Here is a 14,744-nt window from a genome sequence, read left to right on the forward strand (position 1 = left end):
CCTGATCCGGCGCATCGTTTTCAGCGCCCGCCAAACGCCAAAAAACGGCGGGCCTTCGGCCCACCGTTCTAAGGTAATGACGTGACTGGAGATCTCATCATCGAGATCCGGACATGCAGTCCTTCTACATGGCCAGATGCAATTGATAAATGCTTTTTGGGCCGTAGCCGTATACCCGGGGGCGTGCCCCCGGGATCTCTCCAAATCGTGGTCGATTAGAAGTTGCGCTGGAAGCGGATCATGCCACCGAATGCATCGTCGTTGCCGCCATTGGCAACCGAAACAGCCTTACGCAGGCCGTCGAACTTGGTGTATGTGACTTCCGGAGTGATCGTGAAGCCTGGAACCAGTTCGTAAGCCAGGTTCAAAGTACCCGAGTAGGTGCCTTCGGATTCGTAAGCAAGCTGTGCGTTGACGGTTGCCTTATCGGAAACCTTGGCGGACAGACCACCCCAGACAGCCCAGTCACCGCTCCATGTGCCGAACCAGTTCAGGCCCTTGCCAGCAGTGGAGTCATCCCAGTTCGACTGGTAGCCACCCATAACGAAGGCTTTGACAGTGTCGGTGAACTTCACATCCACACGGACCTTGCCAGCCCATTCTTCGATAACGGAGTCATAACCGACGACGCCCGAAATACCGCCCCAAGCCTGTTCATACTTTGCACCGGCGAGAACATGCGGCATGTAATCGTCGATCTGGTAGGAGCGGCTGGTTCCAGCAATTGGAAGGCCCGTTACAGGATCAAATGCGCCATAGCTGCCCGAACCCTGCTCCGCAGCGATGATTGCCGAGAAACCGTTGCCGCCAGTGAATGTGTAGCTGATCTGGTTGGACTGGCCGGACTGGTAGTTGATGACGTCGTCGTTCATGACGTCGCCGGCATAACCGGTCCACGAACCGAAGATTTCATCGGTCGTACCGACGCGGAAGCCGCCAAGTTCGATATAGGCGTGGGGAAGGGACGCGCCCTTGTTGACGCCGTTGTCGTAGTTGAACTGTGTTTCAATGTATGAACGCAGCGTGCCGAGTTCAGTTTCCGAACGGGCATCGAAACGCACGACAGCGCGCGAGCGCTTGAAGTATGTGCCGTCACCGTTGGGATCGCTGCCATTGTTGACGTGGCCGCCGGAGTACACGTCATCGCCGCCCTTGGCGTCGTAACGGACGTAGCCGCTGATCTTCAGGCAGGTCTCTGTGCCTGGAATGTAGAAGAAGCCTTTGCCGTATGCATCGCAAACGCGAACATATTCGACGGCTTCCGGTTCGGCGACAACAACTGCGTCGGCAGCGCGGGCGCCGGATACTGCAACGAGAGCTGCAGCTGAGCCCAGTAGAATACTTCTCATAGTCATATTGGTCCCCCAAAAGGTCTTGATTGACCTATACTGCTTAGTGCAGTTTTATCGAGAACGGCAATCACCAACTCCAAGTTGTACTCCGGTTGGACTCTCTCCGTTGCAATTATGTCACAAATTTGATGTGATTCCGCAGTTGCAACATTAAACCATTGTAAAATAAATGGAAATAATTGGTTCCATTTTTGAGATTCCATCAGAAATCTCGCTTTCTGCGTCACATCAGATCGAATCACGATATTGGCGGTTTCATTATACAACTTAAGACTGTGTATAAATCCTCATATATACTTAGGTGAGGTATTTTATCCGGTATAAATTCCCGAAAAGCGGGATGTAGGCGTCTGTGCCGTCCCGTTGCTTCAAGTTTTGGACAAATCTGGTTTTTTCTTGCTACTCAGTCCTCGCCGCTCCGCCACCCCCGCAAGAAATCGAAGGGTTCCAGGCCGTCCCAGTTTTGCGGCGTCTGCCCATCGGCGGCACGCCCCCCGAGGCAGTGCAGGGCCGAATAACCGGTAAGGTCGAGTAATCGTTGCCACAACCGGGGCACAGGAGAAGGTGTGAAAGCCGCCTCGCACCCGGTCAAATCATGTTCGCGCTGGTCAGACATCGGTCGTCTCCCGGATAGTGCCATCTGTTCTATGGCAATCGCCATAGAACGTAGCACTAGACCGATCGCCATACAACATGCATAATGCGCACCATGCCACGTCCATCAGATGCCAAGACCCGCTTCATCGATACCGCCGTCATCCTGTTCCAGGCGCACGGCTATCATGGTGTGGGACTGTCGGAGATCATTGCCCAGGCAAAGGCGCCGAAGGGGTCCTTCTATTTTCATTTCCCCGGCGGCAAGGAAGAACTGGCCGAGCACGCGGTGCGCAGTGCGGGCGGCTACATCATTCACGTCCTCGACAAGAGTTTTCGCGATGCGCCGACGTTCCGGGCCGGGGCGGAACTGATGATCGCGCGGCTCTACGATTCATTCGAGGCGTCCGGCTGGACGCTTGGCTGTCCCATCACCAGCGTGCTTCTGGATACCACGCCAAAATCCGAGCGGCTGTCGCTGGCGATCAAGGAGGTCATGGAAAGCTGGATCGGCAGTTTTGCCGAACAGATCACGCGGTTCCATCCGGAGAAGGATGGAAGGGCATTCGCAATGAAGATTCTAGTGTCGCTGGAAGGCGCCTGGATATTGGCGCGGATGCTGCGCTCTCGTGAGCCGTTTGAGCAGGTGATGAACGTCATTGCCTTGAACGAGGAATAGCGTCCGGTTGGCCGTTCTAGGCCACCGTCACGCTCACCCCGGCCGCACGATAGGCCGCCATGGTTTCGTCCCGTGTGTCGCGTTCAACGATCAAACCCTGTGTCTCATTCATCGGTAAGATCACGTAAGGCGATGCCGCCCCCAGCTTTTCGGACGAGGCGAGAACGATGGTTTCCGCCGCATGGTGCGACAGGGCGCGCTTGACCGCCGCCTCTTCGGAATCGCCCGTTGTCAGGCCGGTTTCCGGGTGAACGCCAGTGACGCCCATAAAGTAGATGTCAGCGCGGTACCGCGCGATGGCCTCGATGGCCGATGCGCCCACGGCGACGACCGAGTGCTTGAACAGCCGCCCGCCGATCAATTCTACCGCGATGCGGGGATGGCTCACGAGCTCAACCGCGATGCTGGGGCTATGGGTAATGATGGTCGCCTCGAGTTCCGGCGGCAGATGGCGGACAAGCTGCACGGCCGTCGTGCCGCCATCGACAAAAACCACCTGGCCCGGCCGGATCATGGCCGCTGCCGCACGGCCGATGGCTTTCTTTCCATCGGTGGCAATCGCCTGGCGACCGGAGAAGTCGGCAAGGGCGGGGGACGCAGGCAGAGCCCCGCCATGCACCCGCTGCAACAGTCCTTCCGCCGCAAGCTCGCGCAAATCCCGGCGGATCGTATCTTCCGACAGGTCGAGTTGCTCGCTGAGAGACTTGGCGACGACCTGTCCCGTTTGCTTCAAAACCGCGAGAATATGCGCCTTGCGCTGTTGCGTCAGCATGGGTTCCTCAAAATTGTGCACGATATTTCTTGACTCTGCACGAAGTTGCACGTTTTATCAAGCCTATCCTGTCCCATGGTGGTGCCCAATGACAAAGCTTGCCGACCGCGTCCGCGTCCGGACCGTAAAAATTCTTGCCGATGACTGGTTCGTGCTGAAAAAGACGACATTCGATTATCTGCGCCGTGACGGCACGTGGCAGACGCAGAACCGGGAGACCTATGACCGGGGCAATGGCGCGGTGATCCTGCTCTATGACAGGGCGCGGCGCACGGTCATCCTGACGCGCCAGTTCCGCTATCCCGCCTTCGTCAACGGCTGCACGGAACTGTTGATCGAGGCACCCGCCGGGCTGCTCGACAATGTTTCGCCGGAGGAGCGCATCCGCAAGGAAGCGGAGGAGGAGACCGGTTATCGCGTGCAGCATGTGCGCAAGGTGTTCGAGGCTTTCATGAGCCCGGGATCGGTGACCGAAAAGCTCTATTTCTTTGCCGGAGAATATACCTCGTCGGACCGGGTTTCGGATGGCGGCGGCGAGGCAGCCGAGGGGGAGGATATCGATGTCCTCGAACTGCCCTTTGACGAGGCACTGGCCATGATCGGCCGCGGCGCCATCGAGGACGGCAAGACAATCATGCTGTTGCAGTATGCAGCCCTGCACATTTTCGCTTAACCCACATAAATCCTGCGGAGAAGACCATGCTTATTCTGATCGCCGGGCCATACCGGTCCGGAACCAATGACGATGCCGGCAAGATGGCTGACAATCTCAAGCGGCTGGAGGAAGTGTCCTGGCCGCTGTTTCAGGCGGGGCATCTGCCGATGATCGGCGAATGGGTGGCCTTGCCCGTATGGCATGCGGCAGGCGGCAAGCACATCGGCGATGCGCTCTACGACCAGATATTCCATCCGGCTGCCGGGCGGCTGATCGCGCTGTGCGATGCGATCCTGCGCTTGCCCGGCGATTCAAAGGGGGCTGACAATGATGTCCGCCTTGCCCATGAGCGCGGTATCCCGGTCTATTACCGGCTGGAGGACGTGCCGGGCTGCGGGGCTTTGGCGGCCTCGCACTAGTTTATGTGGCGGGCACCAGCACGGCGCGCTTTTCCGTGGTGAAATAGAGAAGAGCCAGCGCCGGAAGGGCAAAGCCGATCCAGGAGGTCAGCCACCAGCCGCCATGGGCAAAGGCCCAGCCGCCGACGGCCGAACCGATGGCGCCGCCGGCAAAGAATGTCGCCATGTAAAGCCCGTTCAGGCGGTTGCGGTATTCCGGTCCGAGCGAGAAAATCGCCCGCTGTCCCAGCACGAGATTGGTGGTCACGCCAAAGTCGAGCAGGATGGCGGCAGCGGTGAGCAGGCCGAGCGCCAGTGTCGAGCCATGCGGCGCCAGATGCGTCATCAGAAACGATGCCGATACCAGCAGCATGGCGAAGACCGTTGCCGGGCGCGTCAGGCCGCGATCGGCCCAGCGTCCGGCAATGGGGGCTGCAATGGCACCGGCAACCCCTGCCAGCGCAAACAGGGCAATGCCGCCCTGCGACAGGCCGAATTCCGGTCCGGCGAGCAGCAGCGGTGTTGTGGTCCAGAACACACTGAAGGCTCCGAACATGCAGGCCTGATACAGTGCGCGGCGCTGCAGGATTGGCGTTGTCACCGCCAGGCGGCCCATGGATGACAACAAATGGCGGTAGGTGAGTTTCGAGGCGGGAACGCGCTTCGGCAGCGCCAATGCCAGCACGATCATCAGGGCGATCATCGCGGCGGATGAGAGGTAGAACACCACGTGCCACGAGGAAAACTGCGCGATGAAGCTGGAGACAGGGCGCGCCAGCATGATGCCCAGCATCAGGCCGCTGACGACATTGCCGACAACCTTGCCGCGGGCGGCTTCCGGCGCCATGTGGGCGGCATAGGGAACGAGGATCTGCACGGCAACCGAGCCGAGCCCGATGAACAGGGCGGCGGCGAGGAACGGCAGGGGATGGGTGACCAGTCCGGCAGCGAGCAGGGCGGCGGCACCGGCGAAAATGACGGTCAGGATCAGGCGGCGGTTTTCGAAGAGATCGCCCAGCGGCACGATCAGCAGCAGGCCGAGGCCGTAGCCGATCTGCGTCAGCGTGACGATGAGACCAGCCGCTGCCGGCGACATGCCAAGTTCCGCGCTGATGGGGCCAGCCAGCGGCTGCCCATAATAGAGGTTGGCGGCGATCAATCCGCAGGCGGTTGCCAGCAGCAGCGTCAGCCATGGGGAAATGGCCGGATGATCAGACGGGGCGTCTGAATGGGGGGAGGACATGGATAACTCCTTGGGAGGGAATTGAGAATTTTCCGATGGATGCGATCAGGTCAGGGTTTTCATGGCCACGCCGACGGCGGCCACCATTTCATCGCGCGTCCGGCCGGTTTTTCCGACAACGCGCATGCCCTGGACCAGACAGAGCAGCAGCCGCGCCGTCGCCTTGACATCGATATGGGCAGGCACCGAGCCGTCTTTCTTGCCCTGCTCGATCAGGTCCCGCAGCACAGCTTCATTGGTATCCATGGCTGCCGCGACCTTTTTCGCGACTTCCGGATCGAACGTTGCCAGCTCGCTGGCACAACTGACGACAAGGCAGCCCAATTTCCCAGCCTGGCCATGCGAGACATCGGCATAAAGGGTCAAGGCGTCGCGGATGCGTTCATAGCCTGTCTTGTCCGTGTCGGCGACGGCGCGCAGCTTGCCGCTGCGCACGGCCCGGTAGCGGTCAAAGGCGGCCAGAAACACGCCGCGCTTGTCCTTGAACGCCTTGTAGACGCTGCCTGAAGCCAATTGCATGGCGTCGGTCAGATTGCCGATCGAGGTGGCGTGGTAGCCGCGTTCGCTGAAGACGCGCAAAGCCCTGTCGAGCGCTTCGTTCATATCGAATTCGCGGGGGCGGCCACGGCCGCGCATGGTGTTCGATGCGGTGATTTCGGTCATGCCCCAATATAGGGAAAGATCATTCCCTAAATCAAGTGTTATCTCTGATATCCCGCCTTTTGCTCTATTGCGTACGTGCCTTGGCCACATCCGCCGGGGTAATGGCCGACTGCTTGCCGCCGAAATGCCCCAGCACATAATTGCTCAGCGCCGCGATCTCGACATCCGAATAGGCGGTGGCAAAGGCTGGCATGGACTGCCTGCCTTGCGGCGTGGTCATGTGGGCGCCCTTGAGGATGACCTGGATGAGATTGGTGCCATCGGGGTCGTTGACGGTCCGGCTGCCTTTCAGCGCGGCATAGGGCGTTTGCAGTCCTTCGCCGTTCCAGCCGTGACAGCTGGCGCAGGCGCCCTGGAAAAGCTTGAGACCAAGCCCGTCCTGCGTTGCCGCGTCCGCGGCAGGGGCATAGGCGGTGGATGCCGTGAGCGCAGCGGGTTCTGCTTCAACCACAGCCTTGTCGGTGGACGTCTGCGGCGGTACCGATTTGACATAGGTGACGATGGCCTTGATGTCTTCCGGCGTCAGATGGCGCAGGCTGAAGTCGACGGCTTCTCCCATGCTGCCGGTGGCGGCGCCGCGATTTTCCGCATGGCCCTTCGACAGGTAGTCGAAGAGCTGCTGGTCGCTCCAGCCGCCGATGCCGGTGCGCTTGTCCGAGCTGATATTGTAGGCCTTCCAGCCCTGCAGTTCGGCCCCGGCGAATTTCCGGCCATTGTCGACGGCGTAAAACAGGTTGCGCGGGGTGTGGCACTCGCCGCAATGGGCCATGGCTTCGACCAGATAGGCGCCGCGGTTCCATTCAGCCGTCTGCGCCGGGTCCGGCTGCAAGGGGCCGCTGGGCACGAAAAGCAGGTTCCAGAAGCGCATCACATAGCGCTGGTTGAAGGGGAAACCCAGTTCGTTCTTCGGCGCGTCGGCTTTGACCGGCGGCAGGCTGAACAGATAGGCCTTGATGGCCAGCGCATCTTCCGTCGTCATCTGGGCATAGGCGGCGTAGGAGAATGCCGGGTAGAGATTCTGACCGTCCTTATCGATGCCCTGATGCAGCGCGCGCACAAATTCCGCATCGCTCCAGTTGCCGATGCCGGTATCCTTGTCCGCCGTGATATTGGGCGAATAGATCGTGCCGAACGGCAGTTTGAAGGCGAGGCCGCCCGCATAGGGCTTGCCACCGGCGGTGGTGTGGCAGGCAACGCAGTCGGCGGCGCGGGTGAGATATTCGCCCCGATCGATCAGCGCCTGACCCGCCGGCAGCTTTGCCTGTGCTGCGGAAACGTCCGGCAGCGAGGCCGGTTTGAACAGGAAGATCGCGACACCCGCTGCAATGACAACCACGGCGGCGAGAAGGAGGAGGCCGAGTCTTTTCATAATTCAGGGTCTCACAGCTTTTCGAGTTTGGTATCGGCCGGTTTCACGCTTGCCAGTGCTGCCGCGATGGGTGCCGCGAGCGGTGGAATCATCGACACGCTTTTCTTGTCGGCGCCGTCTGTCTTCAACGCGTCCCGGTTGAAGGGAAGCGTGCGCAGGCGTTTGCCGGTGGCCGCAAAGATGGCGTTGGCGAGAGCGGGCGCCGCCGAAACCGTCGCGGTCTCGCCGATACCTCCGGGGGATTCGCTGCTCTTGACGTGATAAATCTCGATCTTCGGCGCCTCATTGTTGCGCAGGATGCGGTAGTCGTGAAAATTGCTCTGGTCGACGCGGCCATCGGTGAAGGTGATGCCGCTGTAGAGCGCCGCGGAAAGACCGAAAATCAGCCCGCCTTCGATCTGGGCTTCCACCGTGTTCGGATTGATGGTGATGCCGCAATCCACCGCCACAACCGCGCGGTGCAGGGTGATTTCGCCAGCCGGTGACACGGAAATTTCCAGCACCGCGGCCATGTAGCTGCCGAAGGCATCGTGCAGGGAGATACCCCGGCCCATGCCAGCGGCAAGCGGCGTGCCCCAGCCGGATTTTTCGGCGGCAAGTTCAAGCACGCCCGCTGCCCGCGGCTGGTTTCTGGTCAGGGCGCGGCGGTATTCCACCGGGTCCTTGCCCGCCGCATGGGCGAGTTCGTCCATGAAGCTTTCAACCACGAAGACATTGTGCGTGGGGCCGACCCCGCGCCACCAGGTGATGGGAACGGGAGGGTCCTCGCGCACCCAGTCGACCTGGATGACGGGGAGGTCATAGGGCGGTTTGGCCGCGCCTTCGACCGCATCATCGTCCAGCTTGTCCTCGGGCCAGCCGCCCGGAATGTAATTTCCGAGCACCGAGCCGCCAGCCACATGGTCGACCCAGACGGTTGGCAATCCGTCGGCACCCAGACCGGCGGATATGCGGTCGTAATAGGCGGGGCGGTAGAGGTCGTGCTGGATATCCTCTTCGCGGGTCCAGATGATTTTGACGGGATAGCTCACCTGCTTGGCGATGGCGGCAGCCTGCGCCACGGATTCGGCCACGAGACGCCGTCCGAATCCGCCGCCGATGAGCTGGTTGTGCAGGATGACTTTCTCCAGCGGAAAACCGGTCACTTTCGCAGCGAGGCCCTGCGCGATAGCCGGGACCTGGGTGCCGACCCAGATTTCGCATTCATCAGGTCGTACATGCACGACACAATTGATCGGTTCCATCGGTGCATGGGCAAGAAACGGCAGCTCGTAGGTCGCCTCGACCTTCGTGGCGGCGGCTTTCATCCTGCCGTCCACATCGCCTTCCTGCCGCGCCATGATCGGCTTCTTGCGCTCGGATGCTGCTTTCAGCGCCGCCATGATATTGGCGCTGGCAAGGTTGGCGTTCGCCCCGTCGACCCAGCTGATGTCGAGGGCTTCCAGGCCCTTTTTTGCCGCCCAGAAATGATCGCCGATGACGGCAACGGCATTGTCCAGCCGGACGACGTCGCGCACGCCGGGAACGGCGCGCGCCGCCCTGTCGTCGACATCCCCGAGCTTGCCGCCGAGGACGGGGCAGGCGGCGACGGTTGCAACCTTCATATCGGGCACGCGGATATCGATGCCGTATTTCACCGCGCCGTTGACCTTGCCCGGCGTGTCCAGCCTGCGGCTCGACTTGCCGATCAGCTGGAAATCCTTCGGGTCCTTCAGTGTGACCTGCGATGGAACCGGCTGCCGGGCGGCCGCGTCGGCCAGCGCCCCATAGGCAAGCTGGCGTCCGGTTGGCTGGTGGGTTACCACGCCGAGCCTGGCCACGCATTCGCCCGCGGGTACGGACCATTCTGCCGCGGCTGCTGCAATCAGCATCATCCGCGCGGTTGCACCGGCCTTGCGCAGGGGCTCCCACGTGGCCCGCATGGAGGTGGAGCCGCCGGTCGCCTGTCCGCCCAAAGCTGCGGTGGCGTAGAGCTTGTCGTTCGGCGGCGCATCGACGGCCTTCACCTGGTCAAGGCCGACTTCCAGCTCCTCGGCAATCAGCGTGGCTTCGCCTGTATGGGTGCCCTGACCCATTTCGATATTGGGAAGGATGAGGGTGATCAGCCCGTCAGTACCGATGCGGATGAAGGCGTCGGGTGCAAAGGCGGCGGTGACATCGCCATCGACCGGCAGCGCGGTGCTCGCTGCAAGCACGGGTTTGATACCTGCGCCGAACAATGCAAATCCCAGAAGCAGTCCGCCGCCCTGCAGGAAGGCGCGGCGGGAGGTGGCTGTTGTCGGGGAGGAGGATGGCTTGCTCATGCTGGCTATCTCCCTTTTCTCAGGCCTTCGCGGCCTGCTTTATCGCCGCTCGGATCCGGGTATAGGTGCCGCACCGGCAGATATTGCCGGACATGGCGGCGTCGATATCCCGGTCGCTGGGGGCGGGGTTGCGGTCGAGCAGGGCCGAGGCGGACATGATCTGCCCGGACTGGCAGTAGCCGCACTGGATGACCTCGAGGTCAAGCCAGGCGTCCTGTATCTTCTTGCCCGCGGGCGTCGTGCCGATGGCTTCGATCGTCGTGACCTTGCGGGCGCCGACGGAAGCGACAGGCAGGACGCAGGAGCGGACGGGCCGCCCGTCGAGCTGTACCGTGCAGGCGCCGCACTGGGCGATACCGCAACCGAACTTGGTGCCGGTCAGGCCAATGACGTCACGCAGGACCCAGAGCAGAGGCATATCCTCCGGCACATCCACATTGCGTTCTTCGCCGTTTACATTCAGGGCTATCATTCGGCCGCTCCTCGGTTATCCGCATCCCGTGGGACAGGTGTCAAAGTCAACGCAGCATGGATGATTGTTGGCACAGAAAAGCAGTGCTTACCAGAGGTAGTAACGGGAAGGTGATAAATGCCGGCCGCAAGGGCGCTGCCATGGAGCGCCGGAATGCGCCGGCAAAATACAACCGGTGGCGTTACGCCTGCTCGCGTATCGCCAGAGATAGATTTGCAAGGTTCACCGGATGATCAGATGGCGAGGATGACCGCAGTCACCATCAGTGCGCCGAAAAAAATGACCGAGCATGTCATCCAGTTGGATAAATCGCCATTTTCTTTAACGTGTCGCATCGCCTGCCTCCTGTTGAGCGTAGCCGGATAATCCAGCGCGTTCTCAAGGATCACGAACACCCGCCGCTGACTCTGATGGTCAACGATCATTTTTGCCCGGAGTGATTCATGTCCTGCTGCCGGAGCGTGCGGAACGGGTGTTCAGCCATCCGGATTACAGCGAATGGACTATAACACTTTCAGCTGTGCCGCTCAATTTGTTGTCCGCCACGCAATCATCACATTTGATATCGAAGCCGTGAAATTGCGTTAACTTTTCGTTAAAATCGCGTGATCAGGTCACGCGCGGAAAGACCATTCGTACAAGAGCACCGCGCCCTTCATGGAAACTCGCCGGTGCATCGTGCATCTCCAATTGCCCGCCGTGATCCTCGACAATTTTCTTGACGATGGCCAGGCCAAGGCCGGTTCCCTTTTCGCGGGTTGTCACATAGGGCTCCAGCAACTGGTGACGGTTTTCCGCTGGCAGGCCCTTGCCGTTGTCCAGCACCTCGGCAACGATGGACGGACCGTCGGCCATGGCCCGCACCAGGATGTGTCCTTCGCTGATGACGCCGGTCTGCAGCACCGCATCGATGGATTCCGATGCGTTCTTGATGATATTGCCGAATGCCTGCCCCAGGAGGCGGCTGTCGAAATTGCCGATCAGCGGTTCGCCGGCGAATTCGTGGGCAAACTTGATCTGGCTGTTGCTGATTTCCACAAGGAAGGATGCATCGCGCAGCACATCGCGGATGTCGGTCGCCACCAGTTGCGGCTTGGGCATGCGCGCGAATTCGGAAAACTCGTCCACCATGCGGCCGATATCCCCGACCTGCCGGATGATGGTCTCGGTGCACTGGTCGAAAACTTCACGGTCTTCGGTGATTACCTTGCCGTAGCGGCGGCGCAACCGTTCGGCGGAGAGCTGAATAGGTGTCAGCGGATTCTTGATCTCGTGGGCGATGCGCCGGGCCACATCGGCCCAGGCGGAGGAGCGGTGCGCAGCCACCAGATCGGTGATGTCGTCGACGGTCACCACGTAGGAGGTGTTGTGCGTATCCGCATCTTCCCGGGTGATCTGGACATTGAAGGAGCGGGCGACGCCGTTGCGGGTCATGGCGATCTGCTTGCGGCTGGACGAGCGGCCGCTGTCGCGCGCCGTGGTGAACACTTCGCCGAACTCCGGCACGAGTTCCGTCAGGTTGCTGCCGATGGTGGAGACGTGGTCACCCAGCAGCATGGTTTCGGCCGGCCGGTTGATAACGGCGATGTCGCCTTCCGTGTTGACGCTGATGACCCCGGCGGTCACCCCCGAAAGCACGGCTTCGGTAAAGCGCCGGCGCTCGTCGATCTGCTCCTTGGCTGAAATCAGGTCGGTATGCTGGGTCTTCAGCTGCTGCACCATATTGTTGAAGGTGAGGGACAGCGAGCCGATGTCGCCATCGGAGCCGCGCACGGGAACCGAGACGTCGAAATCGCCGGTTGCCACCTCTTCCGCCGCGCCGATGAGCAGGCGGATCGGCTGGACCACGCGGTTGGCCACGGCGATGCCCGTCCAGACGGCGGTGAGCAGCAAGAGCAGCGTGAGTTCGATATAGAGCAGCGCATAGGCGATCTGCGTGTTCTTGCGGTTGCTGGCCAGCGATTGGTATTCGCTGTTGTTGTCGGTCATGATCCGCATATTGTTGAGGGCCGAGGGATCGATCGTTCGCACGGTGTAGAGATAGAGATCGGGCAGGGCCTGCGTCTTGATGACGGCACCGACGAGATTGGTGGCACCCGGCGGGATCAACACTGGCCGGTCGCCTGCGGCACCGCGCAGGGCCGACAGGGGAACCGGCGGCAAGGTGTGGTCATTGATGAGGCTGGCGCTGACGACGGGCGTGCCGCTCGAATCGACCAGAGATGCGCCCAAGAGGTTGTTGCGGCCCGCATCATAGGTCAGCCAGTCGGAAAAGGCGCCGCGATCCAGGCTGAAAAGCATGCGCCGCTGGTCGAGCTCGATGACCATGGACAGGGTCGTGGTCAAAAGATTCTGCGCATTGTCCTCGGTATAGGACTGCGCTGCTTTGATGGACATGTCGATGATCTTGTTGTTGTCGACATTGATCCATGAATTCAGCCGGTTGTCGAGGATGATCAGGGAAAAGCACGCCACGATGATCGACGGAATCGATGCGATCAGCGCAAAGATGAAGGCAATGTTGGTGTGCAGATTATTGTGCTTCTCCTTGTTCTTGAACAGGAAGAGTTTTCGTACCGTCGCATAGGACAGGTAGACCAGCAGCAGGATCGAAACGGTATTGGCGGCGATGATGAGCTGGGTGATCTCTTTTGTCGGCGAGATGCTGGTGATGCCCATCATGACGATGAACGAGGCAATCGTCGTGGCCAGAGCCAGCAGCGTCATATAAAGCGCGCCCCTGGGCAGAACCTGTTGTTTGATCTCGGTTTCGCTGGAGGACATGCATCAGCCTCGTTGGGTCAGTCCGTTCGATAACGGCGACCGCAGTATTTCCCCTCGTGGATTATCGGGCGGGGTGGCGCTTGTAAAGCAAGCTTGCATTCAGGCACCGGTTTGAGGCAACAGGAAGTCCGTGCGTTGCTGATCTGCCACGCGGCCCGGCTGGAGTATCGATATGACGATCCGCAGGATTCTGAAATTCCCCCATCCCGATCTGCGGGCAAGGGCGGAGGTTGTCACCCTGTTTGATGACGGTTTGCAGCAGCTTGTTGCCGACCTTCTCGACACGATGCGCGATGCGCCCGGCATCGGCATAACCGCGCCGCATATCGGCGTCCTCAAGCGCGTTGTCGTCATCGAGCTTGCGGATGGTCAGGGCGTGCGGTCCTATATCAATCCGGCGATCGAGTGGGCGTCGGATGTTCTGATCAGGAACATGGAGGGCAGCGTATCGATGCCCGGCATGAATGACGAGGTCGAACGTCCGGCGGCCATCCGCATCCGCTATCAGGATGTAACGGGCACGGCGCAGACGCAGGAGGCGGACGGGCTGCTTGCCGTTTGCCTGCAGCACGAAATCGATCAGCTCGACGGCATTTTCTGGCTGTACCGGCTGTCGAGGCTCAAGCGCGACCGGCTGATCAAGCGGTTCGAAAAGCAGCAGCGCATCCAGATCGCTTAGCCCACCGATGCTTGGGTGTAGCATAGGGTTGAATGGGTGACCGATAATTAACCTTAGATTGCAGTATTTGACTTGACGCTCCGGCTCTCCCGTCGCCAAAGTAGACATGCTGCGGCGATGACCGCAGAGGAGCGAAGATTGCGTAATGCCATCGAGTAAGTCGCGAAACTCACCATTCGATACTCAAAATGAGCGTGGTGGCGACCGCTTGCTCCAGATTGAAGCCGTCTACGACAAGGTCCCGGTCGGGCTGTGCTATCTCAATCGCGACGGCATCTTCGTGACGGTCAACGACCAGCTTTCCCGCATGCTTGGGGTCAGCAGCGATCATGCGGCTGGCCGGTCGGTGGAGGATGTCGTGCCCGACCACGCTGCCCTGCTGCGCGCCAGCCTGGTCGCGGCCCTGAAGGAAAAGCCCATTCCCGATCACAAGATGCAGCGGGGGACTGAAACGCTGATGATTTCCGCCGCTCCGGTGACCAATGACCTTGGGGAAGTGGCGGGAATTTCGGTGGCCTATACCAATATCACCAATATGACGCAGATTTCCGAGCGCTTGGCCGAAATCGAACAGCGAACGACCTATGCGCTTGAAAGCGCCGGGCAATGGATATGGGACATGAACATCGCCACGAACCGGGTCTGGCGTTCGCCGCAATACCGGACGCTGCTTGGACTGGACCCGGCTAGCCCGGCGGCGGAGAATGTGGCGTGGGATATCGTTCATCCCGATGACAAGGCCCGGACAATCGAGGCATTCGAAGATGTCGTCAGCGGCCGG

The 14,744-nt window shown here is 60.6% G+C and carries 14 protein-coding genes; 5 read left to right on the forward strand and 9 right to left on the reverse strand.

Annotated features, from left to right (window positions below; all coding sequences use genetic code 11):
- Window positions 1-215 precede the first annotated feature (215 nt).
- Window positions 216-1,355 carry a porin gene (locus ACTJJ7_RS27205; protein ID WP_440969416.1) on the reverse strand — a complete coding sequence of 380 codons (1,140 nt, stop codon included), beginning with the start codon at window positions 1,353-1,355 and terminating at the stop codon, window positions 216-218.
- A 706-nt stretch (window positions 1,356-2,061) separates the two neighbouring features.
- Here ACTJJ7_RS27205 and ACTJJ7_RS27210 point away from each other — a divergent pair.
- A complete protein-coding gene (locus ACTJJ7_RS27210) occupies window positions 2,062-2,625 on the forward strand; it encodes a TetR/AcrR family transcriptional regulator (protein WP_280952381.1) in 564 nt (187 codons plus the stop codon).
- 16 nt (window positions 2,626-2,641) lie between these two features.
- On the opposite strand, the gene ACTJJ7_RS27215 is transcribed toward ACTJJ7_RS27210, so the two are convergent.
- Window positions 2,642-3,397, reverse strand: coding sequence for a DeoR/GlpR family DNA-binding transcription regulator (locus ACTJJ7_RS27215; RefSeq protein ID WP_440969417.1), 756 nt, complete (start codon window positions 3,395-3,397; stop codon window positions 2,642-2,644).
- An 88-nt stretch (window positions 3,398-3,485) separates the two neighbouring features.
- Here ACTJJ7_RS27215 and ACTJJ7_RS27220 point away from each other — a divergent pair, with 88 nt between their 5' ends.
- Window positions 3,486-4,070, forward strand: coding sequence for an NUDIX domain-containing protein (locus ACTJJ7_RS27220; RefSeq protein ID WP_440969418.1), 585 nt, complete (start codon window positions 3,486-3,488; stop codon window positions 4,068-4,070).
- Window positions 4,071-4,096: 26 nt separating this feature from the next.
- On the forward strand, window positions 4,097-4,471 hold the full coding sequence (locus tag ACTJJ7_RS27225) for a DUF4406 domain-containing protein (protein ID WP_130269896.1): 375 nt from the start codon (window positions 4,097-4,099) through the stop codon (window positions 4,469-4,471).
- A gap of 1 nt (window position 4,472) precedes the next feature.
- Here ACTJJ7_RS27225 and ACTJJ7_RS27230 read toward each other — a convergent pair whose 3' ends face one another.
- From ACTJJ7_RS27230 to ACTJJ7_RS27260, 7 genes are all read right to left on the reverse strand, one after another.
- A complete protein-coding gene (locus tag ACTJJ7_RS27230; protein ID WP_440969419.1) occupies window positions 4,473-5,693 on the reverse strand; it encodes an MFS transporter in 1,221 nt (406 codons plus the stop codon).
- A 45-nt stretch (window positions 5,694-5,738) separates the two neighbouring features.
- Complete coding sequence (locus ACTJJ7_RS27235; protein WP_440969420.1) at window positions 5,739-6,356, reverse strand: TetR/AcrR family transcriptional regulator; 618 nt, start codon at window positions 6,354-6,356, stop codon at window positions 5,739-5,741.
- 64 nt (window positions 6,357-6,420) lie between these two features.
- Window positions 6,421-7,725: a c-type cytochrome gene (locus tag ACTJJ7_RS27240; protein WP_440969421.1), complete on the reverse strand. Its 1,305-nt coding sequence runs from the start codon at window positions 7,723-7,725 to the stop codon at window positions 6,421-6,423.
- A gap of 11 nt (window positions 7,726-7,736) precedes the next feature.
- Window positions 7,737-10,028, reverse strand: a complete 2,292-nt coding sequence (locus tag ACTJJ7_RS27245) for a molybdopterin cofactor-binding domain-containing protein (protein ID WP_440969422.1) — start codon at window positions 10,026-10,028, stop codon at window positions 7,737-7,739.
- A 19-nt stretch (window positions 10,029-10,047) separates the two neighbouring features.
- Window positions 10,048-10,500, reverse strand: coding sequence for a (2Fe-2S)-binding protein (locus ACTJJ7_RS27250; RefSeq protein WP_105732126.1), 453 nt, complete (start codon window positions 10,498-10,500; stop codon window positions 10,048-10,050).
- Window positions 10,501-10,733: 233 nt separating this feature from the next.
- Window positions 10,734-10,925, reverse strand: a complete 192-nt coding sequence (locus tag ACTJJ7_RS27255; RefSeq protein WP_105732127.1) for a hypothetical protein — start codon at window positions 10,923-10,925, stop codon at window positions 10,734-10,736.
- 184 nt (window positions 10,926-11,109) lie between these two features.
- Window positions 11,110-13,284, reverse strand: coding sequence for an ATP-binding protein (locus tag ACTJJ7_RS27260; RefSeq protein WP_440969423.1), 2,175 nt, complete (start codon window positions 13,282-13,284; stop codon window positions 11,110-11,112).
- Window positions 13,285-13,456: 172 nt separating this feature from the next.
- Here ACTJJ7_RS27260 and ACTJJ7_RS27265 point away from each other — a divergent pair, with 172 nt between their 5' ends.
- Together ACTJJ7_RS27265 and ACTJJ7_RS27270 are read left to right on the forward strand one after the other, a co-directional pair.
- Complete coding sequence (locus ACTJJ7_RS27265) at window positions 13,457-13,963, forward strand: peptide deformylase (RefSeq protein ID WP_440969424.1); 507 nt, start codon at window positions 13,457-13,459, stop codon at window positions 13,961-13,963.
- Between the two features lie 208 nt (window positions 13,964-14,171).
- The coding region (locus tag ACTJJ7_RS27270) for a PAS domain-containing protein (RefSeq protein WP_440969425.1) at window positions 14,172-14,744 on the forward strand (573 nt) is incomplete at its 3' end.

Source organism: Phyllobacterium sp. 22229 (genome assembly GCF_052056495.1).
GTDB classification, from domain to species: domain Bacteria; phylum Pseudomonadota; class Alphaproteobacteria; order Rhizobiales; family Rhizobiaceae; genus Phyllobacterium; species Phyllobacterium myrsinacearum.

What these genes read in the sequence shown, in the direction of transcription:
- ACTJJ7_RS27205 (WP_440969416.1), bottom strand. Translation starts at nt 1,355, where the DNA reads ATGACTATGAGAAGTATTCTACTGGGCTCAGCTGCAGCTCTCGTTGCA.
- ACTJJ7_RS27210 (WP_280952381.1), top strand. Translation starts at nt 2,062, where the DNA reads ATGCCACGTCCATCAGATGCCAAGACCCGCTTCATCGATACCGCCGTC.
- ACTJJ7_RS27215 (WP_440969417.1), bottom strand. Translation starts at nt 3,397, where the DNA reads ATGCTGACGCAACAGCGCAAGGCGCATATTCTCGCGGTTTTGAAGCAA.
- ACTJJ7_RS27220 (WP_440969418.1), top strand. Translation starts at nt 3,486, where the DNA reads ATGACAAAGCTTGCCGACCGCGTCCGCGTCCGGACCGTAAAAATTCTT.
- ACTJJ7_RS27225 (WP_130269896.1), top strand. Translation starts at nt 4,097, where the DNA reads ATGCTTATTCTGATCGCCGGGCCATACCGGTCCGGAACCAATGACGAT.
- ACTJJ7_RS27230 (WP_440969419.1), bottom strand. Translation starts at nt 5,693, where the DNA reads ATGTCCTCCCCCCATTCAGACGCCCCGTCTGATCATCCGGCCATTTCC.
- ACTJJ7_RS27235 (WP_440969420.1), bottom strand. Translation starts at nt 6,356, where the DNA reads ATGACCGAAATCACCGCATCGAACACCATGCGCGGCCGTGGCCGCCCC.
- ACTJJ7_RS27240 (WP_440969421.1), bottom strand. Translation starts at nt 7,725, where the DNA reads ATGAAAAGACTCGGCCTCCTCCTTCTCGCCGCCGTGGTTGTCATTGCA.
- ACTJJ7_RS27245 (WP_440969422.1), bottom strand. Translation starts at nt 10,028, where the DNA reads ATGAGCAAGCCATCCTCCTCCCCGACAACAGCCACCTCCCGCCGCGCC.
- ACTJJ7_RS27250 (WP_105732126.1), bottom strand. Translation starts at nt 10,500, where the DNA reads ATGATAGCCCTGAATGTAAACGGCGAAGAACGCAATGTGGATGTGCCG.
- ACTJJ7_RS27255 (WP_105732127.1), bottom strand. Translation starts at nt 10,925, where the DNA reads ATGATCGTTGACCATCAGAGTCAGCGGCGGGTGTTCGTGATCCTTGAG.
- ACTJJ7_RS27260 (WP_440969423.1), bottom strand. Translation starts at nt 13,284, where the DNA reads ATGTCCTCCAGCGAAACCGAGATCAAACAACAGGTTCTGCCCAGGGGC.
- ACTJJ7_RS27265 (WP_440969424.1), top strand. Translation starts at nt 13,457, where the DNA reads ATGACGATCCGCAGGATTCTGAAATTCCCCCATCCCGATCTGCGGGCA.